This window comes from Streptomyces sp. NPDC047079 (assembly GCF_040643755.1).
Taxonomy (GTDB): Bacteria; Actinomycetota; Actinomycetes; order Streptomycetales; family Streptomycetaceae; genus Streptomyces.
Genome location: NZ_JBEYUZ010000017.1, coordinates 110,909 through 137,445, shown reverse-complemented (window position 1 = coordinate 137,445; position 26,537 = coordinate 110,909). Strand labels below are relative to the sequence as shown.

General features: G+C 70.5%; 27 protein-coding genes and 1 riboswitch. Of the genes, 16 read left to right on the top strand and 11 right to left on the bottom strand.

Annotation, left to right across the window (positions count from 1 at the left end):
• The first annotated feature begins 58 nt into the window (after positions 1-58).
• The gene (locus ABZ823_RS22200; RefSeq protein ID WP_361662945.1) at positions 59-688 is read left to right on the top strand and encodes a CGNR zinc finger domain-containing protein; all 630 of its coding nucleotides are present in this window, start codon (positions 59-61) and stop codon (positions 686-688) included.
• On the opposite strand, the gene sodX is transcribed toward ABZ823_RS22200, so the two are convergent.
• Positions 592-1,026, bottom strand: a complete 435-nt coding sequence (gene sodX / locus ABZ823_RS22195) for a nickel-type superoxide dismutase maturation protease (RefSeq protein ID WP_361662942.1) — start codon at positions 1,024-1,026, stop codon at positions 592-594. The genes ABZ823_RS22200 and sodX overlap by 97 nt on opposite strands.
• Positions 1,027-1,171: 145 nt before the next feature.
• On the opposite strand from sodX, the gene sodN reads away from it, so the two are divergent.
• From sodN to ABZ823_RS22180, 3 genes are all read left to right on the top strand, one after another.
• Entirely contained in the window at positions 1,172-1,567 is a 396-nt protein-coding gene (sodN, locus tag ABZ823_RS22190; RefSeq protein ID WP_361662939.1) for a superoxide dismutase, Ni, read from the top strand.
• Between the two features lie 212 nt (positions 1,568-1,779).
• Positions 1,780-2,211, top strand: a complete 432-nt coding sequence (locus ABZ823_RS22185; protein WP_361662936.1) for a helix-turn-helix transcriptional regulator — start codon at positions 1,780-1,782, stop codon at positions 2,209-2,211.
• Positions 2,212-2,460: 249 nt separating this feature from the next.
• Positions 2,461-2,877: a VOC family protein gene (locus ABZ823_RS22180; protein ID WP_361662933.1), complete on the top strand. Its 417-nt coding sequence runs from the start codon at positions 2,461-2,463 to the stop codon at positions 2,875-2,877.
• A gap of 392 nt (positions 2,878-3,269) precedes the next feature.
• On the opposite strand, the gene ABZ823_RS22175 is transcribed toward ABZ823_RS22180, so the two are convergent.
• The 3 genes from ABZ823_RS22175 to ABZ823_RS22165 form a co-directional block, all read right to left on the bottom strand.
• Positions 3,270-3,617 (bottom strand): DUF952 domain-containing protein, encoded by a 348-nt coding sequence (locus ABZ823_RS22175; protein WP_361663012.1) that lies wholly within the window; start codon positions 3,615-3,617, stop codon positions 3,270-3,272.
• Between the two features lie 346 nt (positions 3,618-3,963).
• On the bottom strand, positions 3,964-5,088 hold the full coding sequence (locus ABZ823_RS22170; protein ID WP_361662930.1) for a family 2 encapsulin nanocompartment cargo protein polyprenyl transferase: 1,125 nt from the start codon (positions 5,086-5,088) through the stop codon (positions 3,964-3,966).
• A gap of 156 nt (positions 5,089-5,244) precedes the next feature.
• The gene (locus ABZ823_RS22165) at positions 5,245-6,651 is read right to left on the bottom strand and encodes a family 2B encapsulin nanocompartment shell protein (RefSeq protein ID WP_361662927.1); all 1,407 of its coding nucleotides are present in this window, start codon (positions 6,649-6,651) and stop codon (positions 5,245-5,247) included.
• 315 nt (positions 6,652-6,966) lie between these two features.
• On the opposite strand from ABZ823_RS22165, the gene ABZ823_RS22160 reads away from it, so the two are divergent.
• Positions 6,967-7,557 carry an N-acetylmuramoyl-L-alanine amidase gene (locus tag ABZ823_RS22160; protein ID WP_361662924.1) on the top strand — a complete coding sequence of 197 codons (591 nt, stop codon included), beginning with the start codon at positions 6,967-6,969 and terminating at the stop codon, positions 7,555-7,557.
• Between the two features lie 25 nt (positions 7,558-7,582).
• A complete protein-coding gene (locus ABZ823_RS22155; RefSeq protein ID WP_361662921.1) occupies positions 7,583-8,569 on the top strand; it encodes a pyridoxal-phosphate dependent enzyme in 987 nt (328 codons plus the stop codon).
• Here the strand turns inward: ABZ823_RS22155 and ABZ823_RS22150 are convergent.
• On the bottom strand, positions 8,551-10,146 hold the full coding sequence (locus ABZ823_RS22150; protein ID WP_361662918.1) for a Na+/H+ antiporter: 1,596 nt from the start codon (positions 10,144-10,146) through the stop codon (positions 8,551-8,553). The genes ABZ823_RS22155 and ABZ823_RS22150 overlap by 19 nt on opposite strands.
• A 63-nt stretch (positions 10,147-10,209) precedes the next feature.
• Here ABZ823_RS22150 and ABZ823_RS22145 point away from each other — a divergent pair, with 63 nt between their 5' ends.
• The 3 genes from ABZ823_RS22145 to ABZ823_RS22135 all read left to right on the top strand — a co-directional run bounded on the left by ABZ823_RS22145 (position 10,210) and on the right by ABZ823_RS22135 (position 12,309).
• Complete coding sequence (locus tag ABZ823_RS22145; RefSeq protein WP_361662915.1) at positions 10,210-10,470, top strand: UBP-type zinc finger domain-containing protein; 261 nt, start codon at positions 10,210-10,212, stop codon at positions 10,468-10,470.
• Between the two features lie 250 nt (positions 10,471-10,720).
• Complete coding sequence (locus ABZ823_RS22140; RefSeq protein ID WP_055492491.1) at positions 10,721-11,134, top strand: anti-sigma regulatory factor; 414 nt, start codon at positions 10,721-10,723, stop codon at positions 11,132-11,134.
• A 17-nt stretch (positions 11,135-11,151) separates the two neighbouring features.
• Positions 11,152-12,309 (top strand): RNA polymerase sigma factor SigF, encoded by a 1,158-nt coding sequence (locus tag ABZ823_RS22135; protein ID WP_361663009.1) that lies wholly within the window; start codon positions 11,152-11,154, stop codon positions 12,307-12,309.
• A gap of 67 nt (positions 12,310-12,376) precedes the next feature.
• Here the strand turns inward: ABZ823_RS22135 and ABZ823_RS22130 are convergent, their stop codons facing one another.
• The gene (locus tag ABZ823_RS22130) at positions 12,377-12,826 is read right to left on the bottom strand and encodes a hypothetical protein (RefSeq protein WP_361662912.1); all 450 of its coding nucleotides are present in this window, start codon (positions 12,824-12,826) and stop codon (positions 12,377-12,379) included.
• Positions 12,827-13,000: 174 nt separating this feature from the next.
• Here ABZ823_RS22130 and ABZ823_RS22125 point away from each other — a divergent pair, with 174 nt between their 5' ends.
• Together ABZ823_RS22125 and ABZ823_RS22120 are read left to right on the top strand one after the other, a co-directional pair.
• Entirely contained in the window at positions 13,001-13,969 is a 969-nt protein-coding gene (locus tag ABZ823_RS22125; protein ID WP_361662910.1) for a diacylglycerol kinase family protein, read from the top strand.
• A 318-nt stretch (positions 13,970-14,287) separates the two neighbouring features.
• Entirely contained in the window at positions 14,288-14,545 is a 258-nt protein-coding gene (locus ABZ823_RS22120; RefSeq protein ID WP_003992873.1) for a WhiB family transcriptional regulator, read from the top strand.
• Positions 14,546-14,733: 188 nt separating this feature from the next.
• On the opposite strand, the gene ABZ823_RS22115 is transcribed toward ABZ823_RS22120, so the two are convergent.
• Positions 14,734-16,200 (bottom strand): PAS domain-containing sensor histidine kinase, encoded by a 1,467-nt coding sequence (locus ABZ823_RS22115; RefSeq protein ID WP_361663006.1) that lies wholly within the window; start codon positions 16,198-16,200, stop codon positions 14,734-14,736.
• Positions 16,201-16,926: 726 nt separating this feature from the next.
• Here ABZ823_RS22115 and nagB point away from each other — a divergent pair.
• Positions 16,927-17,712 (top strand): glucosamine-6-phosphate deaminase, encoded by a 786-nt coding sequence (nagB, locus tag ABZ823_RS22110; RefSeq protein ID WP_361662907.1) that lies wholly within the window; start codon positions 16,927-16,929, stop codon positions 17,710-17,712.
• A 107-nt stretch (positions 17,713-17,819) separates the two neighbouring features.
• Here the strand turns inward: nagB and ABZ823_RS22105 are convergent, their stop codons facing one another.
• The 4 genes from ABZ823_RS22105 to ABZ823_RS22090 all read right to left on the bottom strand — a co-directional run bounded on the left by ABZ823_RS22105 (position 17,820) and on the right by ABZ823_RS22090 (position 22,513).
• Positions 17,820-19,313 carry a glycoside hydrolase family 3 N-terminal domain-containing protein gene (locus ABZ823_RS22105; protein WP_361662904.1) on the bottom strand — a complete coding sequence of 498 codons (1,494 nt, stop codon included), beginning with the start codon at positions 19,311-19,313 and terminating at the stop codon, positions 17,820-17,822.
• Between the two features lie 9 nt (positions 19,314-19,322).
• On the bottom strand, positions 19,323-20,165 hold the full coding sequence (locus tag ABZ823_RS22100; RefSeq protein ID WP_361662901.1) for a carbohydrate ABC transporter permease: 843 nt from the start codon (positions 20,163-20,165) through the stop codon (positions 19,323-19,325).
• A complete protein-coding gene (locus tag ABZ823_RS22095) occupies positions 20,162-21,148 on the bottom strand; it encodes a sugar ABC transporter permease (RefSeq protein WP_361662898.1) in 987 nt (328 codons plus the stop codon). Before ABZ823_RS22095 ends, ABZ823_RS22100 begins: the two co-directional genes overlap by 4 nt.
• A 90-nt stretch (positions 21,149-21,238) precedes the next feature.
• A complete protein-coding gene (locus ABZ823_RS22090; protein ID WP_361662896.1) occupies positions 21,239-22,513 on the bottom strand; it encodes an extracellular solute-binding protein in 1,275 nt (424 codons plus the stop codon).
• A gap of 424 nt (positions 22,514-22,937) precedes the next feature.
• Between ABZ823_RS22090 and ABZ823_RS22085 the strand changes: the two genes are divergently transcribed.
• The 4 genes from ABZ823_RS22085 (at position 22,938) to ABZ823_RS22070 (ending at position 26,300) form a co-directional block, all read left to right on the top strand.
• Complete coding sequence (locus ABZ823_RS22085; RefSeq protein WP_361662894.1) at positions 22,938-23,702, top strand: GntR family transcriptional regulator; 765 nt, start codon at positions 22,938-22,940, stop codon at positions 23,700-23,702.
• Between the two features lie 126 nt (positions 23,703-23,828).
• On the top strand, positions 23,829-24,095 hold the full coding sequence (locus tag ABZ823_RS22080) for a DUF3311 domain-containing protein (protein ID WP_361662892.1): 267 nt from the start codon (positions 23,829-23,831) through the stop codon (positions 24,093-24,095).
• Positions 24,092-25,720 carry a monocarboxylate uptake permease MctP gene (gene mctP / locus ABZ823_RS22075; protein ID WP_361662889.1) on the top strand — a complete coding sequence of 543 codons (1,629 nt, stop codon included), beginning with the start codon at positions 24,092-24,094 and terminating at the stop codon, positions 25,718-25,720. The genes ABZ823_RS22080 and mctP overlap by 4 nt, the downstream gene beginning before the upstream one ends.
• Positions 25,721-25,793: 73 nt before the next feature.
• Entirely contained in the window at positions 25,794-26,300 is a 507-nt protein-coding gene (locus ABZ823_RS22070) for a GNAT family N-acetyltransferase (RefSeq protein WP_361662886.1), read from the top strand.
• A 77-nt stretch (positions 26,301-26,377) separates the two neighbouring features.
• Positions 26,378-26,455: riboswitch (cobalamin riboswitch) on the top strand.
• Positions 26,456-26,537: the final 82 nt, after the last annotated feature.

Genomic DNA, 26,537 nt, shown 5'->3' with positions numbered 1-26,537 from the left:
GATCGTCTGTTACCCGACCGCATCCACGACCATAGAGCGCCCCCGGTAAGGACTACAAGTGGAACTGGCCTATTACTCGGATTTCGCCGTACGTCTCGTGAACAGCGAGGAACCGGCCCGGGGCAAGGACTCGCTCACCTCGGTGGAGGCCGTCCGCGACCTCTTCGGCGTCAACCAGTCGGCGGCCCGCCGCGCCACCGACGCCGACGTCACCCGTTTCCGCTCGGTCCGGGCCCGGCTGCGCGCGGTCTTCGAGGCGGCGGACCAGGGCGACGAGACCCTCGCGGTTGACCTGCTGAACTCCCTGCTCCTGGAGTTCCCGGTGAGCCCGCAGATCTCCGGGCACGACCACCGGGACGAGGACGGCCGCCCGCTGTGGCACATGCACCTCGCGGACCACCCGTCGAACGCGACCGCGGGCTACGCGGCGATCGCCGCGATGGGCCTCGCCTTCCACCTCACGGAGTACGGCGTGGACCGTCTCGGCCTGTGCGAGGCGGCGCCGTGCCGCAACGCCTACCTCGACACCTCGACGAACCGCTCCCGGCGCTACTGCTCGGACCGCTGCGCCACACGCGCGAACGTGGCCGCCTACCGCGCCCGCAAGCGCCTGAAGGCCGACCGGTCGCCCAGTACGGGCCGGGCGGCCGTGAGCACCCAGCGCACCAGCGCGAGCGGCGAGCGCTGACCCTCCTTGAGCGGCCGGTACCGCAGCCACACCCTCCCGAGGATCAACTCCTCGGGAACGGTGCCGTAGTCGGTGCTGTCCCCGCCCGCGTACGGATTGTCGCCGAGCACCCACCAGCCGCCCTGCCGCAGCTCCACGGCCCGCTTGACGACCAGCAGGTCCTGCTGGAAGGGGTGCCGCAGGACGATGACGTCGCCCGGCCGGATCCGGGCCCCGTACTGAACCAGCAACTGGTCACCGTGGTGCAGCGTGGGCACCATGGAGGGCCCCGTCACCTCCGCCGCCCCCAACGGCAGCAGGGTCCTCGTGCGCTCGATCTCCTGTGACAGCTCCGGCATCCCCGGCACCTCCCCGGTCCGATCCTCCACCAGTCCCAGTTTCACCCCGGACTTTTGTCGTAAGCCCATGGGGGCACTCGCGAAAAGCCCTCCCCTACGGAGTAATGTCCCACCTGAGAAGACGATCACGAGGAAGGACAGCTTCATGCTCTCCCGCCTGTTTGCCCCCAAGGTCAAGGTCAGCGCCCACTGCGACCTGCCCTGCGGCGTCTACGACCCGGCCCAGGCCCGCATCGAGGCGGACTCGGTGAAGGCCATCCAGGAGAAGATGGGGGCCAACGACGACCCGCACTTCCAGGCTCGCGCCACCGTCATCAAGGAGCAGCGCGCCGAGCTCGCCAAGCACCACGTCTCGGTGCTGTGGAGCGACTACTTCAAGGCCCCGCACTTCGAGAAGTACCCGGAGCTGCACCAGCTGATCAACGAGACCCTGAAGGCCCTCTCGGCCGCCAAGGCGTCGACGGACCCGGCGACGGGCCAGAAGGCGCTGGACTACATCGCCCAGATCGACAAGATCTTCTGGGAGACCAAGAAGGCCTGATCTCGATCAGGCCTTCTGACCTGCAACTCCCCTCGATTTGCAGCGTCTCCCTGTCCGCACCCGGCCCCGAGGCCGCCGAACACGGCGTCCATGACGGGCCGGGTGCGGTCTTTTCCGCCCCTGTGCGAAACGTCCTCAAGCGTGCGCTGATCCGCGAAGGACGGGCCGGCCCGCGACCCCCGGGTGTCGGTGGTCCGTGGGATGCTGGCGGCGTGGATGTGGACGACCTGGTCCGGTTGCGGCGGGCGCGAGACCGGATGGACCGTGAGTACGCGCAGCCGCTCGACGTGCCGTCGCTGGCGCGCACCGCGCTGATGTCGGCGGGGCACTTCCAGCGCAGCTTCCGCGCCGCGTACGGGGAGACACCGTACGGCTATCTGATGACCCGCCGTATCGAGCGGGCGAAGGCGCTGCTGCGGCGTGGCGACCTGACCGTGACGGAGGTCTGCTTCGCCGTGGGGTGCACCTCCCTCGGGTCGTTCAGCTCCCGCTTCACGGAGCTGGTGGGCGAGACACCGAGCGCGTACCGGGCGCGGTCGCACGAGCACGGCGCGGCGATACCGCCGTGCGTGGCGAAAGGGCTGACGCGCCCGCGCCGGGGCCGCCCCGGCGATACGCGCACCGATCCGCGCGCGCAGCTCTAGGTCCACCGTCGTCGCACCCCGGTCGGCCGCCGGGAGGGTCGGGGATTCGACGACAAGGCCTGACGTCAGCGCCTGGTGCTGTGGCCGGAAAGGTTTGCCGGAGAGCTCGCGGCGTGCGGTGCGGGACATCGCAAGGCCGAGCATCGCCCGCGTACTTGATGTACTCGGGTGATGCGACAACGCGGCGAGGTGCCGTGCCGGGCGTCGCGGGCCGGTGAACCTTTCCGGTCGCAGCACTAGCGTGGGGTCATGGACCTGAAACTCTCCCAGTGCTTCATCGCGGTGGACGACCACGACAAGGCGCTCGCCTTCTACCGGGACGTCCTGGGCCTGGAGGTACGCAACGACGTCGGCTTCGAAGGGATGCGCTGGGTGACGGTCGGCTCGCCGCTCCAGCCGGACGTGGAGATCGTGCTGGAGCCTCCGGCCGCGAACCCGGACGCATCCCCCGCGGACCGCCAGGCGATGGCGGAGCTGCTCGCCAAGGGCATCCTGCGCGGGGTCATCTTCTCCACCGAGGACTGCGACGCGCTCTTCGCCCGCGTCCAGGCGTCCGGGGCGGAGGTCCTCCAGGAGCCCATGGACCAGCCGTACGGCGTGCGGGACTGCGCCTTCCGCGACCCGGCGGGCAATTTGCTGCGCTTCAAGGAACGCCCGCGCAGCTGACGCGCGCCTGCGACCACCGCCAAGCTGAAGTGCACGCCCGCGACCGGCCGGGGACGGCTCGTGGACGAACGGCCTGCCCCGCCGGCCGGTCGAGGACGTTCCGCCCCGCGGCCTCCCCCGCCGGGCGGGGGAGGCTAACGGCCCGGCTCCCACAAAGCGGTCGCGTCCGCACACACCAGTATCGCCGGCTCCCCGGAAGGGCCCTGGGCCGGGCAACTCCGTCCCCCGCACCGCGGCGGACAGCCGCGGCTGCGGCGCACGCTCCCAGCGGGCCGGGGGATCCGGCTCGTTCTGGTCCTGAAGCCACAGCGTGAGGCCCCCGCCCACCAGGACGAGCGCCGCCCACACCCCGACCGCCCACCGCCACACCCTGCGTCCTCCCCCCGCTCCGCTCACCCCTGTGTCGCCGCCCCGCGGTCCCAGACCTCCACGTCCACCACGGCGGACACCGGTATCGGCCCGTAGATGTGCGGGAACTCCTCGCCGCCGGGCCGCACGGCCTCGTAACGCACCGGGGCCGTCAGGAGCCCCGGATCGATGACGAGCAGGACGAGTTCGTCGGGCCCCTCGTACTGCCCGTACACCCGGCGGGCCACGCGGGGGACCTGGTGCCGCAGGGAACAGTGGATGAAGCCCTCCTCCTGGAGGGTGACGCCTCGCGTCGACATCTCGTAGAAGCCGGTGGCGCGGGCCGACTCCCACACGGAGCGCTCGGTGAGGTGCACAAGTGGTTCCGACATGCCGCCCACCCTAGGCCCGGGCTCCGACGGCGCCCCGGGCTCCCGCGCCACGGAGGCCGGGCACTGCGGATTTCGGCACGGGCCGGGCCGCCATACGGGGACGAAGGCGCCCAAGGTCTTGTGGCGCCGTACGACGGTGGCGACGGGCTGCCCGCACACCGGACAGACCTGGTCCTGGCGGCCCATGACCTCAGCGTAGGGCGGCCCCTGTGCGCACCGCCTCCCCTGGGACGACGGACGGGCCCCGCACACCGTGGGGATGTGCGGGGCCGCCCCGCGCCGGGGCCACCGGTCGCCGTACGGGGTCAGGAGCCGTACGGGCCGGGGCTCCGGGGTCCTGCGGCGGTCAGGTGCTGCGCCGGGTCACGAACTCGGCCAGGGCCAGCAGTCCGACCGCCGAGTCCGGGTCGGGCACCGCGCGGGACAGCTCCTGCATCGCCCGGGCCATCCGGTCCGCCGCCTGCACCTGCGCCCAGTCACGGCCGCCCGCCTGCTCGACGGCCAGCACCGTGCGCTCCAACTCCCCGTCCTCGTAGGGCCCCTGGTACAGCTCGGCCAGCTCCGCGGCCGCCGGGGTGCCGGAGGCGAGCGCGGCCACCACGGGCAGCGACTTCTTGCGGGCCATGAGGTCCGCCCCGGCCGGCTTGCCGGTGCGGCTCGGGTCCCCCCAGATCCCGATCACGTCGTCGATGAGCTGGAAGGCCAGCCCGGCCTGGCGGCCGAACGCGTCCAGCGCCTCCACGTCCGCCTCGTCCGCTCCCGCGTACAGCGCCCCGAGCGCGCAGGCGCAGCCCAGCAGCGCGCCCGTCTTGGCCTCGGCCATGGCGAGCACCTCCTCGAGGGTGACCTCGTGGGGGCCGCGCCGCTCCATGGCGGTGTCCGCGTGCTGTCCGGCGCACAGTTCGACGACGCAGGCGGCGAGCCGGGCGGCGGCCGCCCCCGACGCCGGGTGCGGATCCTCGGCGAGCAGCCGCAGGGCCAGCGCCTGCAGGGCGTCCCCGGCGAGGATCGCGTCGGCATCGCCGAACACGGTCCAGGCGGTGGGGCGGTGCCTTCGGGTGGCGTCCCGGTCCATCACGTCGTCGTGCAAGAGCGTGAAGTTGTGCACGAGTTCGACGGCCGCGGCCGCCCGTACGGCCGTGGGCTGCCGTCCGCCGAGCGCCTGCGCCGCGGTCAGGACGAGCGCGGGCCGTATCGCCTTGCCCGCGTTGCCGGCGGCCGGGGTGCCGTCCGCGTGCTGCCAGCCGAAGTGGTAGAGCGCGATCCGCCGCATCGAGCCGGGCAGCGAGTCCACGGCCCGGCGCAGCTCCGGGTCGACCGAGGCGCGGGTGCGCTCCAGGATCGCCACGGCCTCGTGCCCGTCGAGCGACTGCTCCGGTCCCGGCAGCGCGGCGTGCCGCCCCGCCGGGATCGTCGCGCTCCACCGCGGGAGCGTGGGGCTTTGCTTGGGCTCCGTCATGAACTCACCCATGGGACCGCCTCGAAGAGTCTGCGGGCGGAGAGGCCTCCGCCACCGGGCGCGCACCCGGTGGGTGTACCCGCTCCGACGGGCGGGAACACGGCGTGCCGCTTGGACGTGACGCCCGGGCCGCAGGGGCGCGCCGGGAGCGGACCAGGACCGAAGGCGTCACCCCCAGCGGCCGATCTCGACGTTCTCCAGAACACCCAGGGCGTCGGGCACCAGGACGGCCGCCGAGTAGTAGGCCGTCACCAGATAGCTGATGATCGCCTGCTCGTTGATGCCCATGAAGCGCACCGAGAGACTCGGCTCGATCTCGTCGGGGATGCCGGACTGCCTGAGCCCGACGACACCCTGCTCCTCCTCGCCGGTACGCATGGCGATGATCGAGGTCGTACGGGCCTCGGTGACCGGGATCTTGTTGCACGGGTACAACGGCACCCCGCGCCAGGTGGGGATACGGTTGCCACCGATGTCGATGGTCTCGGGGACGAGTCCGCGCTTGTTGAGTTCCCGGCCGAAGGCGGCGATCGCGCGCGGGTGGGCGAGGAACAGTTTGGTGCCGCGCCGCCTGCTCAGCAGTTCGTCCATGTCGTCGGGGCTCGGCACCCCGTCGTGGGGCTGGATCCGCTGCTCGTACTCGCAGTTGCTGAGGAGCCCGAAGTCGGGGTTGTTGATCAGTTCGTGCTCCTGGCGCTCCTTGAGCGCCTCGACCGTCAGCCGCAGCTGGTGCTCGGTCTGGTTCATCGGCTGGTTGTAGAGGTCGGCCACGCGCGTGTGGATGCGCAGCACGGTCTGGGCGATGCTCAGTTCGTACTCCCGGGGCGCGGCCTCGTAGTCGACGAAGGTGTGCGGGATGTCCGGTTCGCCGCTGTGGCCGGCGGCGAGGTCGATGGCCTTCTCGCCGTATTTGTTGGTGGCCTGCTCGGGGGCCGAGCGCTGTTCACGGAGATGGTCGCGCAGGGACTCGGCGCGCTCCGCGACCAGTTCGACCTCCCGGCGGGGCAGCGCGAGCACCGTGCAGGCGGTGACCGCGCGGGCCGTGTACTCCCAGATGGCGTCCGGGTCGAGCAGTGCCTGCTCACCGAAGTAGGCACCGTCGGCCAGCACGCCGAGCACCGCGTCGTCTCCGTAGGGGCCGGTGCCGATCTTCTCCACCTTGCCGTGTGCGAGCAGGAACACCTCGTCGGCCTGGCTGCCGAACTCGGCGAGCACGTCCCCGGGCGCGAACCTGCGCTGCTGGCACCGCTGGGCGAGTTCGCCGAGCACCTCCTGGTCCTCGTAGGAGCGCAGGGGCGCCAGCTCGCCCAGTTCCGCGGGAATCACCGCGACCTGGTCGCCGGTCTTCACGAACGTCACCCGGCCGTCGCCCACGGCGTAGGTCAGGCGCCGGTTCACCCGGTAGGTGCCGCCCTGCACGCTCACCCACGGCAGCATGCGCAGCAGCCAGCGGGAACTGATCTCCTGCATCTGGGGTGCGGACTTGGTGGTGGTGGCCAGGTTCCGCGCGGCCGCAGTGCCCAGACTCTGTTGCGGCCTGTTCTGCTCCGCGCGGACCTCTTCGCCTACCGACATGGATATTGCCCCTCCCGATCACGCATCGATCTGCGGGAAAAGCGTCTCAGCACGCAGAGTGCCGGTGCCACTACCCGAAAGAGCGGGAATGGATCATCGCCTGTCCGGGCACACTGGGGCGCTTCGCGGAGCGGCCCCGGCGGCAGCTCGGGCCCGACCGCCCGCCGGTTCGGCCGATGATCGTCCCATCCTCCGCTGACCGGATCGGCTCGCACGCCGGGCGAAAGGCTGGTCCGGGCCGGGTGGTCACCGGTACAAGCTGCGGTACGAGGCGGCGGCGACCGGCGGCCGTCGCGCGGAGAGAAGGAGGCGGCCATGGCCCCACCCATGTCCGCGGGAACGTTCCTCGACCGGCTGCGGGCGGAGGGCCTCACGGTCGTCGAGGTCGGCGACTGGGAGCATCACAACCGCAACCACAAGGGTCCCTGGGGCCCGGTCCACGGAGTCATGATCCACCACACGGCGACCACGGGAGGCGAGCGGACCGTCGCGATCTGCCGTGACGGCCGGCCGGATCTTCCCGGACCGCTGTGCCACGGCGTCATCACCAAGGACGGGGTGGTGCACCTGGTGGGCTACGGCCGCGCCAACCACGCGGGCCTCGGCGACGACGACGTGCTGCGCGCGGTCGTCGCCGAGAAGGCGCTGCCCCTCGCCGACGAGGCGGACACCGACGGCAACCGCCACTTCTACGGCTTCGAGTGCGAGAACCTCGGCGACGGCACTGACCCCTGGCCCGCCGCGCAGTTCGACGCGATCGAGCGGGTGAGCGCGGCGATCTGCCGCCACCACGGCTGGTCGGAGCGCTCGGTGATCGGACATCTGGAGTGGCAGCCGGGCAAGGTGGACCCAAGGGGCTTCACGATGGACCGGCTCAGGGAGCGGGTCCGTGACCGCCTGAAGTGACACCGCGCGCCGGGCGACGGCAAGGATGTCCGACAATGACGGGGTGACCAGCCCCGATGTGCCGGACCGACGCCGGGCGACCGACGCGGCCGTGCTGCGTCCGTGCCTGCCCACGCCGCTGCGGGAGGTCACGGACGAGCGTTTCGCACGCCACGGGGTCCGGCTGCTGCTCAAGCGGGACGACCTGATCCACCCGGAGCTGATCGGCAACAAGTGGCGCAAGCTCGCACCCAACCTGAGTGCCGCGGCAGGCCGAACCCTGCTCACCTTCGGCGGGGCGTACTCCAACCATCTGCGGGCCACCGCCGCGGCGGGCCGGCTGCTGGGGCTGGACACCGTCGGCGTGGTCCGTGGCCAGGAGCTGGCCGACCGCCCGCTCAACGCCTCCCTCGCCCGGTGCGCGGCCGACGGGATGCGGCTGCACTTCATCGACAGGTCGACATACCGGCGCGTCTCGGAGCCGGGGGTCCTGGCCGGCGTGCTGCGCGGGGCGGACGCCGAGGACGCGTACGTGGTGCCGGAGGGCGGCAGCAACTCCCTCGCCGTACGGGGCTGCCACGCGCTCGGTGAGGAACTGCGCGGCCGGGCGGACGTGGTCGCCGTGGCCTGCGGTACGGGGGGCACGCTGGCGGGTCTGGCCGCAGGTCTGGCCCCGGACCAGCGGGCCCTCGGGGTGGCGGTCCTGAAGGGCGACTTCCTGGCCGGCGAGACGGCCGCCCTTCAGACCCTGGCCTTCGGCGGCCGCCGCGGCAGCTGGTCCGTGGACACCCGTTTCCACTTCGGCGGTTACGCCCGTACGACCGCCGAACTCGAGGCCTTCGCCAGGGACTTCGAGTCGCGCCACTTCCTGCCGGTGGAACGTCTCTATGTCGCCAAGCTGCTCTACGGACTTGTCGCCCTGGCCGAGGAGGGCGCGTTCCCGCGGGGAACGACAGTGGCCGCGGTGATCACCGGAACCCCGTTCCCCTCATCGGCCCCGGGCGCGGTCGCGGGTCACACGGTTTCCCGGTAGGCCGCCGCCTCCTCCAGGTCCAGGCGTCTCAGCAGCGTGCGGAGCATCTCGTCGTCGATGTAGCGGTGATTGCGGAGCCTCACGAAGACCTCCCGTTCGGCGCCGATCATCGCCCGGGACAGCCGGCGGTAGGTGTCGTCGGCCGTTTCGCCGGTCACCGGGTTCACCGCGCCGAGACGCTCCCACACGGCGTTGCGGCGGCGCTCCAGGACATTGCGGAGGCGGTCGGCCAGCGGCGGCGGCAGGGCGTTGTGCTCGTCCCGGAGGAGGTCCTCCAGGCGCTGCTCGGCGGCCCGCGACGCCTGCGCCTGGGCGTTCGCCTCGGCGAGGGTCTCCGCCTGGGTGTCGCGCCCCGGCAGTCTGAGCAGGCGGACCAGCGGGGGCAGGGTCAGACCCTGCACCACCAGGGTGCCGATCACCGTGGTGAAGGTCAGGAAGAGGATCAGGGTGCGGCTGGGGAACGGGGCGCCGCCGTGCACGGTCCGTGGGATCGAGAAGGCGACGGCGAGGGAGACCACGCCCCGCATCCCGGCCCAGCTGATGACGAACGGCACCTTCCAGGTCGGGTTCTTCTCGCGCTCCCGGATGCGCCGGGACAGCAGTCGCGGCACGAAGGTCACCGGATACACCCACAGGAACCGCGACACGACGACCACCGCGAACACGGCCACCGCGTACCAGGCCGCGCCCCTGCCCTCGTATTCGCCCAGTCCCCTCAGGACGACCGGCAGCTGGAGTCCGATGAGCGCGAACACCGCGGACTCCAGGATGAACGAGACCATTCGCCACACCGCCTCCTCCTGGAGGCGGGTGGCGAAGTCGACCTGCCAGTTGTGGTAGCCGAGGTAGAGGGCGACGACGACCACGGCCAGCACGCCGGAGGCGTGCGCCCACTCCGCCGTCCCGTACGCCACGAACGGGATCAGCAGCGACAGCGTGTTCTGCAGCAGCGCTTCCTTCAGGTGCGTGCGCAGCCAGTGGATCGGCACCATCAGCAGCAGGCCGACCACCACGCCGCCGACCGCTCCGAGCGCGAACTCGCGCACCCCGTCCGCCCAGGTGGCACCCTCCCCGACCGCCGCCGCGAGCGCCACCTTGTAGGCGGTGATCGCGGTCGCGTCGTTCACCAGCGACTCGCCCTGGAGGATGGTGGTGATCCGCGACGGCAGCCCCACCCGCCGGGCGACCGCGGTGGCCGCGACCGCGTCCGGCGGCGCGACCACCGCGCCCAGGACCAGCGCCGCGGTCAGCGGCAGGTCCGGCACGATCAGATAGGCGGCCCAGCCGACGACGAGCGTCGCGAAGAGCACGTACCCGACGGACAGCAGCGCCACGGGCCGCAGCTGCGCCCTCAGGTCCAGGTACGAGCTGTCGGCGGCCGCCGTGTACAGCAGCGGCGGCAGCACAAGCGGCAGGACGATGTCGGGCTCGAGCGTGTACTCGGGCACCCCCGGCAGATACGAGACCGCGAGTCCCGCCGTGACGAGCAGCAGCGGTGCGGGAATGGGGGTGCGGCGCGCAGCCCCCGCGACGGCCGCACTGCCCGCGACCAGCAACAGCAGCGGCAACACGTTCATGCCTTCCGCCCGCCCCTCTTTTGTTCACGCGGCTTCCCGCGGACCCGTCGTAACCTGGCAATCATGAAACAGTGCACGCACACCGACGCGCTGCCGCACCCCGAGCCCGAGCCCCGGAGCGAGACCTGCCTGGAGTGCCTCGCCGCCGGCACACACCCGGTGCAACTGCGGCTGTGTCTGGAGTGCGGGCACGTGGGATGCTGCGACTCTTCGCCCTTGCGGCATGCGACGGCGCACTACAAGGAGACCGGCCACCCGGTGATGCGCACCTTCGAGCCGGGTGAGAAGTGGCGCTGGTGCTTCGTCGACCATGTACTCGTGTGACCCTGGATCCGGACGGTTCGACGGTATGACGCCTGGGTACGTCAAACCGGCGCGCGCTCTTCCCGATTGGGCCCGCAGACCCCTAGCCACTGTGCGTATACATAGGTTTACTATGAGTGACAGCAAGGGGCCGGGGTCGCGGGGACAGAAAAGCCGGTAGCGCGATAGCGTCACCGCTGAACCATGTAGGCGTTACCCCGGGGGGCAACCCTCGGCCCCCGAATAAGCTTGTACCACCTTGGAGGTGAGGGTGTCCCAGATCGCAGGCGAGCCCGCGACCCAGGACTTCGTGGAAGTCCGGCTGCCGGCAGCGGGTGCCTACCTGTCGGTGCTGCGCACGGCCACCGCCGGTCTCGCGGCCCGTTTGGACTTCACCCTCGACGAGATCGAGGACCTGCGCATCGCGGTCGACGAGGCCTGCGCGATCCTGCTCCAGCAGGCCGTGCCCGGCTCGGTGCTCAGCTGCGTCTTCCGGCTCATCGACGACTCGCTCGAGGTCACGGTCGCGGCCCCGACCACGGACGGTCACGCACCGTCACGGGACACTTTCGCCTGGACCGTCCTTTCGGCCCTGGCCGGCAAGGTCTCCTCCGCGGTCGCCGACGACAAGACCGTGTCCATCAGCCTCTACAAACAGCGCGGCGCGGGACCCGGGCCGGCGTGACGAACGGGGACGGGCCGGTGCGGGACGAAGAGCGCGGCACACGGGAACTTTCCGCCGGGAACGCCGGCGACCCCAGCGGGTCGCAGCGGACGGCGGGCGGCGTGGACGGCATCCCGGAGCAGGCCCGTCCGCATCCGGAGGACGACGCCTCGGCGGTCGCGGCACCCGCGCAGGCACGGGCGGCCGGGGCACAGGAGGCGTTGTCCCAGGGGGGCGGCGGACGACAGGATCCGGACGGTGCCGCACTGAGCACACCCTCCGGAGGAAGTGGGGCCTCCCCGGCGCATGGGGGTTCCTCCGCTCGAGCGCAGTCGAGAGTGGGGGGCGAGCCGAGAGCGCGGGGAAGGGTGACGGGCGGGACGATGAGCGAGCACGAGCGAAACGCCGAGCAGAGCGTGCCGGGCGGTGCGCAGCACGATCCACAGGACCGCAGCGGGGCGCGGTCCATGTTCGTCGAGCTGCGCAAGCTGAAGGAGGGCAGCCCGGAGTACGCGGAGCTGCGCAATCAGCTGGTCCGGATGCATCTGCCGCTCGTCGAGCACCTCGCGCGCCGCTTCCGCAACCGCGGCGAGCCGCTGGACGATCTGACCCAGGTCGCCACCATCGGCCTGATCAAGTCGGTGGACCGCTTCGACCCGGACCGTGGCGTCGAGTTCTCGACCTACGCGACACCGACGGTCGTCGGCGAGATCAAGCGGCACTTCCGGGACAAGGGCTGGGCGGTCCGGGTGCCGCGGCGCCTGCAGGAGCTGCGCCTGGCCCTGACGACGGCCACGGCGGAGCTGTCCCAGCTGCACGGCCGCTCCCCGACGGTGCACGAGCTGGCCGAGAAGCTGGCCATCTCGGAGGAGGAGGTCCTGGAGGGCCTGGAGTCCGCCAACGCGTACTCGACGCTGTCCCTGGACGTCCCCGACACGGACGACGAGTCCCCGGCGGTCGCGGACACCCTGGGCGCGGAGGACGAGGCGCTGGAGGGTGTGGAGTACCGGGAGTCGCTCAAACCACTGCTCGAGGATCTCCCGCCGCGAGAGAAGCGGATCCTGCTTCTCCGCTTCTTCGGCAATATGACGCAGTCGCAGATCGCGCAGGAGGTCGGCATCTCCCAGATGCACGTCTCGCGCCTGCTGGCCCGGACCCTGGCCCAGCTGCGGGAGAAGCTCCTGGTCGAGGAATGACGAAGGGCGACCGGATGCCGGTCGCCCTTCGGTGCCCGCACGACGGCCCGTGACGCCGTCCGTGCGCCTACTTCTGGTCCTGTACGTTCCCCGGCCCCCGGATGCCCAGCGCCCGTGTGGTCGCCGGGTTCACCAAAAGCACCAGGGCCGCCACCGCGACGACCGCGAGCGCGATGCCGCCCGGAATCGCGAGGCTGTCGGCCTGGAGCAGGTTGTACGCCACCGGAAGCGCCATGATCTGCGTGATGACCGCAGGCCCCCGGCTCCAGCTGCGCCGCAGCAGCAGACCGCGCGCGGCCAGCAGGGGCAGCAGCGCGAGCACGATCAGGGTGATGCCGCCGGTGACGGCCTGCCGGCGGTCGTCCGGTGAGCCCGTGAGGCCCAGGACGAGGATCCACGCGCCCCCGGCCACGAGGGCGAGGCCCTCCAGGGCGGCGAGTGCCGCCGCGACGGTCAGCCGCACGGGACGGGGCTCGGCGTCGGGGATCGGGGAGGTGGGGTTCTGCTCAGCGCTCACCCCTGAAGGGTAGCCGTCGCCCCGCGTCCGGCCGGCGGGGGCGGGCACCGGGCGGACACGGTCGCCGGACCCCGGGCCGCTCCCGGCGACTGTGCTCAAGGCCACTCCCCCTCCTCTTACCGGATCCCTACCTCGGCCTGGGACGAGTACCGCCGAGTAGGTAACCTGCAACCCATGCGTGCACTTCTCGTGGTCAATCCGGCGGCAACCACCACAAGCGCACGTACCCGTGATGTCCTGATCCACGCGCTGGCGAGCGAGGTGAAGCTCGAAGCGGTCACCACCGAGTACCGGGGGCACGCCCGGGACCTCGGCCGCCAGGCTTCGGAGAGCGAGGACATCGAACTGGTCGTGGCTCTCGGCGGCGACGGCACGGTCAACGAGGTCGTCAACGGGCTGCTGCACCAGGGTCCCGACCCCCTCCGGCTCCCCCGCCTCGCCGTCGTGCCCGGCGGGTCGACCAATGTCTTCGCCCGCGCCCTCGGCATTCCCAACGACGCCGTGGAGGCCACCGGCGCGATCCTCGACGCCCTGCGCGAGGGCCGCGAACGCACGGTCGGTCTTGGCCTGGCCGCGGGCGCCCCGGGCACCGAGGACGAGTCGGTGCCCTCCCGCTGGTTCACCTTCAACGCCGGTCTCGGCTTCGACGCGGGCGTGGTGGGCCGGGTCGAACAGCTGCGGGAGCGGGGCAGGCGCTCCACCCATGCGCTGTATCTGCGCCAGGTGTGGCGCCAGTTTCTGGACGAACCCCACCGCAGGCACGGGACGATCACCCTGGAGCGGCCCGGTGAGGAACCGGTCGAGGATCTCGTCCTGTCCATAATCTGCAACACGGCGCCGTGGACCTTTCTCGGCAATCGTCCGGTGTACGCGTCGCCTAAGGCGTCGTTCGATACCGGACTCGACGTACTCGGTCTCAGCCGCATGTCGACGGCCGCGGTTGCCCGGTATGCGACCCAGTTGCTCACTTCGTCCCCCGAGCGCGGGCCCCGCGGCAAGCACGTGGTCTCCCTGCACGACCTGAGTGGCTTCACCTTGCATTCGAAGGTGCCGCTGCCCCTCCAGATGGACGGCGACCACCTCGGGCTGCGTACCAGCGTGACGTTCACAGGCGTACGCCGTGCACTGCGTGTGATTGTGTGAGCAGAAGGGGCCAAACTCCTTTCACTCGAACGTTTAGGCCAGGATCCACCCCTTGGAAGTACGGCTGTGACCTAGTCGACACCAAGGAATCAAAAAAAACTTTTCGGAAGGGGTTGTATCCGCCGCTGAGGTTTGCGAGTCTCTACGTGGCGCTCGGGACGGCCCGCTTCATCGGCATCCTCAGAGCGCCGGAACCCCTCCTCAATCCACAGGACCACGTCAGTGAGTCTGACGCTCGGCCCTTCACTTGTTGAGGGATTCGTGAAAGCGTTCACATTCACAAGCAATCCGCACGTAACACCAAGAGAGGTAGCAGCCATGGACTGGCGTCACAACGCCGTTTGCCGCGAGGAAGACCCCGAGCTGTTCTTCCCCATCGGCAACACCGGTCCTGCGCTGCTGCAGATCGAGGAAGCCAAGGCCGTCTGCCGTCGCTGCCCGGTTATCGAGCAGTGCCTGCAGTGGGCGCTCGAGTCCGGTCAGGACTCCGGCGTCTGGGGTGGTCTCAGCGAGGACGAGCGCCGCGCCATGAAGCGCCGCGCCGCCCGCAACCGGGCCCGTCAGGCCTCCGCCTGACACATCCACCCCGTACGAGCCTGAGCTTGGCGGCGCGTACAGCGAGTACGCATCTCCCGCCCCCGAGCCGCAGCGCGCAGTACCCCCGGTGCGCAGCAATAGCTGGCAACTGAGCTTTAGCCCCGGACCACTTGTGGTCCGGGGCTCATTGCTGTGCCGGCGGCGGTTCGGAGGGCGCCCCCCGAGGGTCACGCGTGGGCGGGGACCGGGATGTCCAGGATCACCCGCGTGCCCCGCCCGGGCGCCGGGACCATGTCGAACGTGCCGCCCAACTCGCCCTCCACCAGGGTCCGTACGATCTGCAGGCCGAGGTTGCCCGCCGTCTGCGGGTCGAAGCCCTCGGGCAGACCGACCCCGTCGTCCTGGACGGTGACGAGGAGCCGGGCCTCCTTCGTCGTACCGCCGCGGACCGCCGAGACCTCGACCGTGCCGGTCTCGCCCTGACGGAAGCCGTGTTCCAGCGCGTTCTGCAGCACCTCGGTCAGCACCATGGACAGCGGGGTCGCGACCTCGGCGTCCAGGATGCCGAAGCGGCCGCTGCGCCGGCCGGTGACCGTGCCGGGTGAGATCTCGGCCACCATGGCCAGCACCCGGTCGGCGATCTCGTCGAACTCCACCCGTTCGTCCAGGTTCTGAGACAGCGTCTCATGCACGATGGCGATGGAGCCGACCCGCCGTACGGCCTCCTCCAGGGCCTCCCGTCCCCGCTCGGACTCGATGCGGCGGGCCTGGAGGCGCAGCAGGGCGGCGACCGTCTGGAGGTTGTTCTTCACCCGGTGGTGGATCTCTCGGATGGTCGCGTCCTTGGTTATCAACTCCCTTTCGCGGCGCCGCAGTTCGGTGACATCCCGCAGCAGGACGAGCGAGCCGATACGGGTGCCCTTGGGTTTGAGGGGGATCGCGCGGAACTGGATCACCCCGTCGTTGGCCTCGATCTCGAACTCACGCGGCGCCCAGCCGCTGGCGACCTTGGCGAGCGCCTCGTCCACGGGGCCCCGGGTGGGGGCGAGTTCGGCGGTGGTGTGGCCGAGGTGATGGCCGACCAGGTCGGACGCGAGGCCCAGCCGGTGGTACGCCGACAGCGCGTTCGGCGACGCGTACTGGACGGTGCCGTCCGCGTCGAGGCGGATCAGTCCGTCTCCGACACGCGGCGAGGCGTCCATGTCGACCTGCTGGTCGGGGAATGGGAAGGCGCCGGCCGCGATCATCTGTGCCAGGTCGGAGGCGCTCTGGAGGTAGGTGAGTTCCAGGCGGCTCGGGGTACGCACGGTCAGCAGGTTGGTGTTGCGCGCGATGACGCCGAGGACGCGTCCCTCGCGTCGTACGGGGATGGACTCGACCCGGACCGGGACTTCCTCGCGCCACTCGGGGTCGCCCTCGCGCACGATCCGGCCCTCGTCCAGGGCCGCGTCCAGCATGGGACGGCGGCCGCGCGGGACGAGGTGGCCGACCATGTCGTCCTGATAGGAGGTGGGGCCGGTGTTGGGGCGCATCTGCGCGACCGAAACGTATCGTGTGCCGTCGCGCGTGGGGACCCACAGGACGAGGTCGGCGAAGGAGAGGTCGGACAGCAGCTGCCACTCCGACACCAGCAGATGGAGCCACTCCAGGTCGGAGTCGCTGAGGGCGGTGTGCTGGCGGACCAGTTCGTTCATGGAGGGCACGTCTGCGAGGGTACCCGGGAGCTGCGGCAACGCTCGAAATCAGCCAAGCGGCAGCTCCGCCTCCGCGGCATACCGGCCCCGAGAACACCCGCGGGCCGCGGCGCCTGGGAGGGACCCTCAACCCTCCCGGCACCGCAGCCCGGAGCAGCAACGGCCACGGGGTGTGCGGTCCCGGTCGGCCGAAGGTGAGGAGCCGGTGCAGTCAGGGCAGAGCGCCCCGGTTCCTCGGTCCGTCCTCCTGTGCGGGGAAGACGGAGGTTCGTGCGAGATGGTCTTGCCGGTGCTGTTCTCGCCCGTACGACGGGAACACTTTACGTGCATTACCTGCACTCGTGGACTAGACCATGTCATGGACCATGGTGCTGCGTCCGGGGGCGTGTGTCCATGCGTCGGCGGATGTTTGTTTGTCTCTTCATCGGACATCCCCCGACGGTCCCACCGCAGAGTAGCGGCCTTCGGCCCGCGCGGGGGCCGGATCGCCACCGTGCGGCCGTCAGCACGCCTCCGTCACCTTCGCCGGGGCGCGCGGCGGTCCCGCCGATGCCGCGCGAGGAGATGACCGGGGGCTTCGCGAAGCGGTAGCGGGAGGCGAGGATCCGGGCTGCGCACCCCTGTCCCGAGGGGGCGATTCTGCTAGATTGGTCTATACCACATGTGTCCTCGCGTGTGTGCCCTCGGGTTCCCACGCGAGCCCCTCCTCAGATCGGCAGGCCCAGCGTGGAAGTTGTCATCGTTCCGGACGCCAAGGCGGGTGGCGAGCTCATCGCCGAGGCCATGGCACAGCTGCTCGAACGCAAGCCCGACGCCCTGCTCGGCGTGGCCACCGGATCGACGCCGCTGCCCGTCTACGAGGCGCTGGCGGCCCGGGTGCGCTCCGGGGCCGTCGATGTCTCCCGGGCGCGGATCGCCCAGCTCGACGAGTACGTGGGCCTGCCGGCCGACTACCCGGAGTCGTACCGCTCGGTGCTCGGCCGCGAGGTGCTCCGGCCGCTCGGGATCGGCATGGGGGCGTTCATGGGGCCCGACGGCACGGCCGAGGACCTACGGGCGGCGTGCGCGGCATACGACGCGGCGCTGGCCGAGGCCGGCGGGGTGGACCTGCAACTGCTCGGGATCGGGACCGACGGGCACATCGGGTTCAACGAGCCGTGCTCCTCGCTTGCCTCCCGCACCCGGATCAAGACGCTGACGGAGCAGACCCGGATCGACAACGCGCGCTTCTTCGACGGCGATATCGACCAGGTTCCGCACCACGTCATCACCCAGGGCATCGGGACCATCCTCGAGGCCCGGCACCTGGTGCTTCTCGCGACCGGCGAGGGCAAGGCGGACGCGGTCGCCGCGACCGTCGAGGGGCCGGTCGCCGCGGTGTGCCCGGCCTCCGCGCTCCAGCTCCACCCGCACGCGACCGTCGTCGTGGACGAGGCCGCCGCGTCCAAGCTGAAGCTCGCCGGCTACTTCCGGCACGCCTACGCCCACAAGCCCGACTGGCAGGGCATCTAGGGGGTGTTTCGACCGGAGACGTTCACCGGCTCGCGGCGCCCGGCCCGGCACCCGGGAGTCCCTCCCCGGCGGGAGGGCGCCGGGTCCCTGCGCCCTCCCGCCGGGTGTCACCTGCCGGCGATGACCTCCGCCGCGGCGCGTCCGCAGACCCGCGCCGCGCCGTGCGTGGCGATGTGCAGGGCACCGCGGGGGGTGGACTGCGGGACGCCCATCTCGACCACCAGGGTGTCGGGGCGCCGCGCGAGGATCGTGTCGAGGGCCCTCTCCATCCACGGGTGACGGTGCTCGTCGCGGACCACCGCCACGATCCGCCGCGCTCCGGCGGCCTCCAGCACCGCCCGTCCCGCCGCCTCCCCCGCGAAGCTGCCCGTCTGCGTGCCCGGGAGCATGCGGAGCAGCTCCGCCGCCACGCCCCACGGGGTCTCGTCGCCCACCGCGATGTTCGCGACCGGTGTGAGGGCGGCGACATACGGCGGCTCGGTGAGCGGGGCGAAGCCCTCCGCTCCGGTGACGGTCAGCGCGCGCCGGGCCGCGAGCAGACCGATGTCGGCGTCCGGGGCCGGCCGCGCGACCGTGCTCTCCGCTCCCGCCGACGCGGTCCAGCGCGCCAGCGCCCGGACCCGCTCGGCCGCCTCGGCGAGCCGCTCCTCGGCCAGCTCACCCGAGCGCACCGCCGTGACCAGGGCGTCCCGCAGGCGTCGTACCGTCTCGTCGTCCGCGAGGCCGCCGCCCACGCAGATGGCGTCCGCGCCCGCGGCGACGGCGAGGACGCTGCCCCGCTCGATGCCGTAGGTCCCGGCGATCGCGCGCATCTCCATGCCGTCGGTGACGATCAGGCCGTCGTAGGCCAGTTCGCCGCGGAGCAGGTCCGTCAGAACCCGCCGGGACAGCGTGGCCGGGCGGTCCGGGTCCAGGGCCGGGACCAGGATGTGGGCGCTCATCATCGCGCGTGTGCCGGCCGCGACGGCGGCCCGGAAGGGGGCGAGTTCGCGCTCCTGGAGCACCGCCGACGACGCGTCGATGCGCGGCAGCGCGTGGTGGGAGTCGACCGCCGTGTCGCCGTGCCCGGGGAAGTGCTTGGTGCAGGCGGCCACGCCCGCGGACTGCAGGCCGGTGACGTAGGCCGCGGTGTGGCGGGCCACCAGGTCCGTGTCGGCGCCGAAGGACCGCACGCCGATCACCGGGTTCGCGGGGTTGGAGTTCACATCGGCGGAGGGCGCCCAGTCGAGATTGACCCCGCACTCCGCGAGCCGGCGGCCGAGCTCGTAGGCCACCGCGCGGGTCAGCTCCACGTCGTCCACCGCGCCCAGCGCGTGGTTGCCCGGGAAGGAGGAGCCGGTCCTCACCTCCAGGCGGGTGACATCACCGCCCTCCTCGTCGATCGCCACGAGCACGTCGTCGCGTTCGGCGCGCAACTGGGCGGTGAGCGCGGCCAGTTGTCCGGGTGAGGCGATGTTGCGGCCGAACAGGCCTACCGAGGCCAGACCCTCGCCGAGGCGGCGCAGCAGCCAGTCGGGGGCCGTGGTCCCCGTGAAGCCGGGCTGGAGGACCGTCAGCGCGTCGCGGGTGAGGGTGTCTGTACCGCTGGCGAATGTCGTCATCGGGTGGCGTTATCCCTTCACTGCGCCCGCGGTCAGGCCCGCGGCCATCTTGCGCTGGACGAGCAGGAACAGGACGACGATGGGCACGGCCATCATCGTGGCCCCGGCCATCATCGGGGCGTATTCGGTGCCGTGTTTGGTGGTGAAGTTGCCGAGCCACACGGTCGCGGTCTGGTGTTCCTGGCTGAGCAGCATCAGGGCGTAGAGGTACTCGTTCCAGGCCTGGATGAAGCCGTAGACCGAGGTGGCGACCAGGCCGGGGGCCAGCAGCGGGAAGACGACACGGAGGAAGGCGCCGGTGCGGGAGCAGCCGTCGACCATGGCGGCCTCCTCCAGCTCCCTGGGGATGTTGACGATGAAGCCGCGCAGCGTCCACACCGTGAAGGGGAGGATGAATGTCAGGTACGTGATGATGAGGCCGGTCAGCTTGTCGTACTGACCGAGGTCGTTGAGCAGCAGAAAGACCGGGATGATCATGGCGACCAGCGGGACCATCTGCACCGCCAGGATGCCCACGATCACGATCTTGCGGCCGCGGAAGGCGAAGCGGGAGATGGCGAGCGCGGCCAGCGTGCCGACGACCACGCCGATCACGACGACCGTCAGGGACACGGTCAGGCTGCGGCCGACCGGGCCCCAGAAGTCCGCGATGTCCAGCGCCCGGCGGAAGTTGGCGAGCGTGATGCCGGTCGGCAGCAGGCTGGGGTCCGTGTCGATGGCGTCCTTCGCCGGCTTCAACGCCGTGTTGAGCATCCAGTAGAGGGGAAAGCCGGCGGTGACGAAGACGAGGAGGCCGAGGATGTTCCAGCCGAGCCTCGACTTCCGGCGGCCGGAGGTGACGAGGGCGCTCATTCGACCTCTCCGATCTTCAGCATCTGGCGCATGTAGACGGCGACCACGCCGAGCAGCAGCAGCACGGTGATCAGGGCGATCGCCGCCCCCTGCGCATAGTCGTTGACGACGAAGGCGCGGTCGTAGGAATAGGTGTTGAGGACCTGGAACTCCGCCTCGGGATGGCCGCCCCGCATCACGAACACCTGGGGGAAGACGCCCATGTCCCAGATCACCGACAGGGTGGTGAGCATCACGAGGACGGGCCTGAGGACCGGCAGGGTGACATAGCGCAGGACACCCCACGAACCGGCGCCGTCCAGCCGCGCGGCCTCCTCCAGTTCCTTGGGCACCTGGGTCAGGCCCGCGCTGAGGGTGATGACGACGAAGGGCACGGCGCCCCACACCACCAGGAGCATGATCACGGTCAGGCCCTCCGGTCCGCTGGCGAACCAGTTGTGGCCGATCATCTCGACGCCGGGCAGTTTGCTGAGCAGCGCGTTGAAGACGCCGTAGTCCGAGTCGAAGAGCCATTTGAAGACGGTGGTGGCCACGATGACGGGCATGCCCCAGCTCGCCACGAGCACGATGTTGATCAGGGTCTTGAGCCAGCCGGAGACCCGCTGAAGCAGCAGCGCGATCGCCATTCCCGCGACCATCGTGAAGACCACGGAGCCGGCGGCGAAGACGATCGTCCGCAGAACGACGGCCCAGAACCCGCTGTCGCCGAGCACCTTGGAGAAGTTGGCGAACCCGACCGACTCGGGCGGCTGGAATCCCCACAGCTGGGACTGGCCGAACTTCTGGAAGGAGAGGGTGACCAGACGGACCAGCGGATAGCCCATCACCAGGGCGAGGACCAGCAGACAGGGCGCGAGCAGCAGCCAGGGGGCCGCGGCCCCGCTCGGCGTCCGCTTGGTGCGTGGCCGGTCCCGGACGGCGGGTGGCGGCGCCGGCCGCGGCGGCGGCACCTTGGCAGGGGTGGTCGTGTCTGCGGCACTCATCGCGCGCTCCTCAGCGGTCCCTCGGGTCGAACGGGACGCAGGGCCCCGGCCCCCGGGCACCCCCGGGGCGACAGGGCCCTGCGCGTCAGGTCACTTGGTGTTGATGACCTTGTCGATCGCGGCGTCCGCGTCCTTCGCGGCGGCCTCCACGGACTTCTTGCCGGTGCCGATGTCCTGGAGCATGGTCTGGAGGATCTGCGCCTTCTCCACCTGTCCCCAGCCGGGTGCCATCGGGACGAACCAGTTGGACTCGGCCGCGTTGGCGGGGACCGCCGTAGCGGGGTCGTGCTTCAGCGTGGCGAGGTCCGTCTTGTTGTTGGGCAGGTTGCCCTTGGCGATCAGGCCCTTCTGGCCCTCGGACCCGGTGAACGCGTTGATCCACTCGGCGGCGAGCGCCTGCGCGTCGGACTTCACCGGGATGGCGAGGTCCGAACCGCCCAGGAACACCGGGATGTTCTTGCCGGACGGGCCGGGCATCACGAAGTTCTCGAGGTTGTCCTTGAGCTTGCCGGTCTTGTCGTTCTTCGGGTCGGCCGCGGTCGCGCCCTCCCAGGCGGCGGCGAAGATCATGGCGGATTTGCCCTGGCCGTAGACGATGTACCGGTCGGACTCGTCCTTGGTCTTGTCGCCGTGCATGTAGGTGTCGACGACCTTCTTGAACTCGGTCAGGCCCTTGACCGACTCGGGCGAGGACAGGTTGGCCTTCCACTGGCCGCCCTCCTCCTTGGCGATGGAGCCGCCCGCGTCGTAGACGAAGGACATGGCCGCGTACCAGTCGCGCGTCGGCTGGTACCAGGCGTTGAACGTGCCGCCCTGCTTCTTCTGGATCTTGTCCAGGTCGGCGGTCAGCTCCTTGTACGTCTTCGGGGGCGTCTTGATGCCGGCCGAAGCGGCGATGTCCTTGCGCCAGTTGGCGACGCGACCGCCGGCGTAGTACGGCACGCCGTACGTCTTGCCCTCGTAGGTGACGGAGGTCTTGAGGCCGTCCAGCCACTGGCCGGAGTTGTCGAACTTGGCCGGGTCCACCTCGGCGAAGGCGCCCTTGACCATGTAGCCGAGCATCTCGCTGTTGCCCATCTCGACCACGTCGGGCACCTTGTCGGTGGCGAGGACCGCGTCGAGCTTGGTGTTCTTGTCCGGCCAGCCGTAGTACTCGTGCTTGATCTTAAGGCCGGGGTGCTTCTTGGTCACGGCGTCGTCGGCGGCCTTCACCAGCCCGGGCCAGTTGTTCTGGGCGTCGACCGTCAGCCAGACGGTGAGTTCCTTGGCGTCCGACCCCCCGGACGTGCTGCCGCCGTCCCCGCACGCCGCGATGGAGACCATCATGCCCGCGATTCCGATCGCGGCTATCAGCTTGCGCTTCACGCCATCCTCCTCAGGGATGCCACAAACCCCCCTTGTCCCCGCGGCGACTGATGACGAGTACCGCCCGTGGGGCCGGGACCTGGACCAATGGTGTAGACCAGTACGGGGGAGCTTGGCCCAGACCAATAGGAGTGTCAAGGGAGTTCGACGCGGTCGGGGCGTCCGTTATGGGACCTACATATGCAAGGACCTTTAAGTAGGAACCCAGCGAAATGGGCAGGCCAGTGAGGGGCCGCCCGACTGGACCACTTCCGTGCGGTGGACTAGACCAACCGGAGTACCGACGGTATACAGAGGGGACCCCCGGCCGCGTGACGGGGATCGCGGAACGTGCGGGGGCACCCCCCGTGGAGCCGTGCCACGATGTGAGCCGTGACCGACGGCGTGTCGGTCACTTCGGCATCCGGAGCCGGGAAGGCAGACCATGAGCACCGACGTCAGCAGTGCGGAGAGCGAGGGCGGGGCGACCGTCCGCACCGCGCGCGTGCCCAAGTACTACCGCCTGAAGAAGCATCTGCTGGGCATGACGGAGACGCTGCCGCCCGGAACGCCGGTACCGCCCGAGCGCACGCTCGCCGCGGAGTTCGACACCTCGCGCACGACCGTTCGCCAGGCCCTTCAGGAACTGGTCGTCGAGGGCCGGCTCGAGCGCATCCAGGGCAAGGGCACGTTCGTCGCCAAGCCGAAGGTCTCCCAGGCCTTGCAGCTGACCTCGTACACGGAGGACATGCGCGCTCAGGGCCTCGAACCGACCTCGCAGCTGCTGGACATCGGCTACATCACCGCCGACGACACCCTCGCCGGGCTGCTCGACATCTCGGCCGGCGGCCGGGTGCTGCGCATCGAGCGCCTGCGACTGGCGAGCGGCGAGCCCATGGCGATCGAGACGACCCACCTGTCCGCCAAGCGCTTCCCGGCGCTGCGCCGCTCGCTGGTCAAGTACACCTCCCTCTACACGGCACTCGCGGAGGTCTACGACGTCCATCTCGCGGAGGCCGAGGAGACCATCGAGACCTCGCTGGCCACCCCGCGCGAGGCGGGCCTGCTCGGCACGGACGTCGGCCTGCCGATGCTGATGCTCTCCCGGCACTCGCTGGACCGGCGGGGCCAGCCGGTGGAGTGGGTGCGGTCGGTGTACCGCGGGGACCGGTACAAGTTCGTGGCACGGCTCAAGCGGCCTCAGGAATGAGCCGCCGGCAGGGCTTTCCCCGCTGCTGAGGACCGATATCCGGACGAGGTCTTCCGCTTCCGGGATGCCGTCACCTACATTGCCTGCGCATTACACAGGTGAACACTGAGGGGACGGAGCCAGCAGATGTCAGATCGGCCGGATGGGACAAGAGCGGCGAGGGTGACGCCGCTGCGCGTCGTCATCGCCCTCTGCCTCGTAGCACCCTTTGTCGCGATGCTGTGGGTCGGCTCCTACGCCAAGACCGATCCCACGCTCATAGGGATTCCTTTCTTCTACTGGTACCAGATGCTGTGGGTGCTGATCTCCACGGCGCTGACCATGGTGGCGTACCAGCTGTGGCGGCGTGACCAGCGCGCCCGCGCCGGCCGCGAGGGAGGTGCGTCGCGATGAAGGACGGCGTGAACGGCGTCGCGCTCGGCGTCTTCGTCTTCTTCTTCCTGGCCGTCACCGTCGTGGGCTTCCTGGCGGCGCGCTGGCGCAGGGCCGAGAACGAGCACAGCCTCGACGAATGGGGCCTCGGCGGACGGTCGTTCGGCACCTGGATCACCTGGTTCCTGCTCGGCGGGGATCTGTACACGGCGTACACCTTCGTGGCCGTACCGGCGGCGATCTACGCGGCCGGCGCGGCGGGCTTCTTCGCGGTGCCGTACACGATCCTCGTCTATCCGCTGATCTTCACCTTCCTGCCCCGGCTGTGGTCGGTGTCGCACCGGCACGGATACGTCACGACCTCCGACTTCGTGCGCGGCCGCTTCGGCTCGAAGGGGCTGTCGCTGGCGGTGGCGGTCACCGGCATCCTGGCGACGATGCCCTACATCGCGCTCCAGCTGGTGGGCATCCAGGCCGTGCTGGACGTGATGGGCGTGGGCGGCGGCGAGAACACCAACTGGTTCGTGAAGGACCTGCCGCTGCTGATCGCCTTCGGAGTGCTGGCCGCGTACACCTACTCCTCGGGCCTCAGGGCCCCCGCACTGATCGCGTTCGTGAAGGACACGCTGATCTACATCGTCATCGCGGTGGCGATCATCTACATCCCGATCAAGCTGGGCGGTTTCGACGACGTCTTCGCCAAGGCGGGCCAGGCGTTCGCGCAGACCAGCCCGGTGACGGGCAAGCCGCGCGGAGCCCTCGCTCCGCCGGAGGCGGGCCAGTGGACGTACGCGACGCTCGCGCTGGGCTCCGCGCTCGCGCTGTTCATGTACCCGCACTCGATCACGGCGACGCTGTCCTCGCGCAGCCGTGAGGTGATCCGCCGCAACACCACGATCCTGCCGCTGTACTCGCTGATGCTGGGCCTGCTGGCGCTGCTCGGCTTCATGGCGATCGCAGCCGGGATCAAGGTGCAGAACGGGCAGCTGGCGATCCCGCAGCTGTTCGAGAACATGTTCCCGGACTGGTTCGCGGGCGTGGCGTTCGCGGCGATCGGCATCGGCGCGCTCGTCCCGGCCGCGATCATGTCCATCGCGGCCGCCAACCTCTTCACCCGCAACATCTACAAGGACTTCATCAAGCCGGACGCCACGGCGAAGGAGGAGACCCGGGTCTCCAAGATCGTGTCGCTGCTGGTGAAGGTGGGCGCCCTGATCTTCGTCCTGACGATGGACAAGACGGTCGCCATCAACTTCCAGCTGCTCGGCGGCATCTGGATCCTTCAGACCTTCCCGGCCCTGGTCGGCGGGCTGTTCACCCGCTGGTTCCACCGCTGGGCGCTGCTCGCGGGCTGGGCGGTCGGCATGATCTACGGCACGCTCGCGGCGTACGGTGTCGCCTCCCCGACGCAGAAGCACTTCGGGGGCTCGGCGAAGGAGATCCCGGGCATCGGCGAGATCGGCTACATCGGTCTGACGGCGTTCGTGCTGAACGTCCTCGTCACGGTGGTCCTGACCTTCGTGCTGAAGGCCGTGAAGGCCCCCGAGGGCGTCGACGAGACCAGTCCGGACGACTACACGGCGGACGCCGGCGACCCGGGGGTGGAGGTGGAACTGCCCCCGGCCACGGCCGGTACGTCCCACTAGGGAGCGATGCGCGACGGGCCGCCGGAGGAAATTCGGCGGCCCGTTGTCGTACCCGTCCGGCACACTCGCCCTCATGGACATCGTCATCCGGCACGCGGCCCCGGACGAGTACGACAGCCTCGGCGAGATCACCGCCGAGGCCTACCTCCGGGACGGCCTCCTCGACTTCGGCGAGAGCGACAAGTACCTCTTCGAACTGAAGGACGTCGGCAAGCGCGCCGCGGCCGCCGACGTGCTGGTCGCCACCCGGGAAGACCGCGTACTCGGCGGCGTCACCTTCGTCCCCTCCGGTGGCCCCATGGCCGATATCGCGGGCCCCGGCGAAGCGGAGATCCGGATGCTTGCGGTCGCGCACGACGCCCGCGGCCGGGGGGTCGGCGAGGCCCTGGTCCGCGCCTGCGTCGACCGCGCGCGGGCCACGGAGGGCTGCGTACGCCTCGTCCTGTCGACCCAGAGCAGCATGCGCCCCGCCCACCGGATCTACGAACGACTCGGTTTCGTCCGCACCCCGGGCCGCGACTGGAACCCCCTCCCGGACATGGACGACCTCACTCTCCTCACCTACGAGTTGACGCTCTGACACTGGAGCGACACAACATCTGGGGGTGTCACCGCTCCCCGGCACAAGATGTATGCTCATGCTCGCTGTCGCCGCAGGGGAATCCGGTGCGAATCCGGAACTGTCCCGCAACGGTGTACTCGCGTGCATGCGCACGCCTGTTCAGTCCGAGGACCTGCCGACAGCGCGCCCGGCCGACCGGTCCGGGCGCCTGACGTCCGGGCCTCGTGGAGTGGGCCGGTGGACGCGACGCCCGCG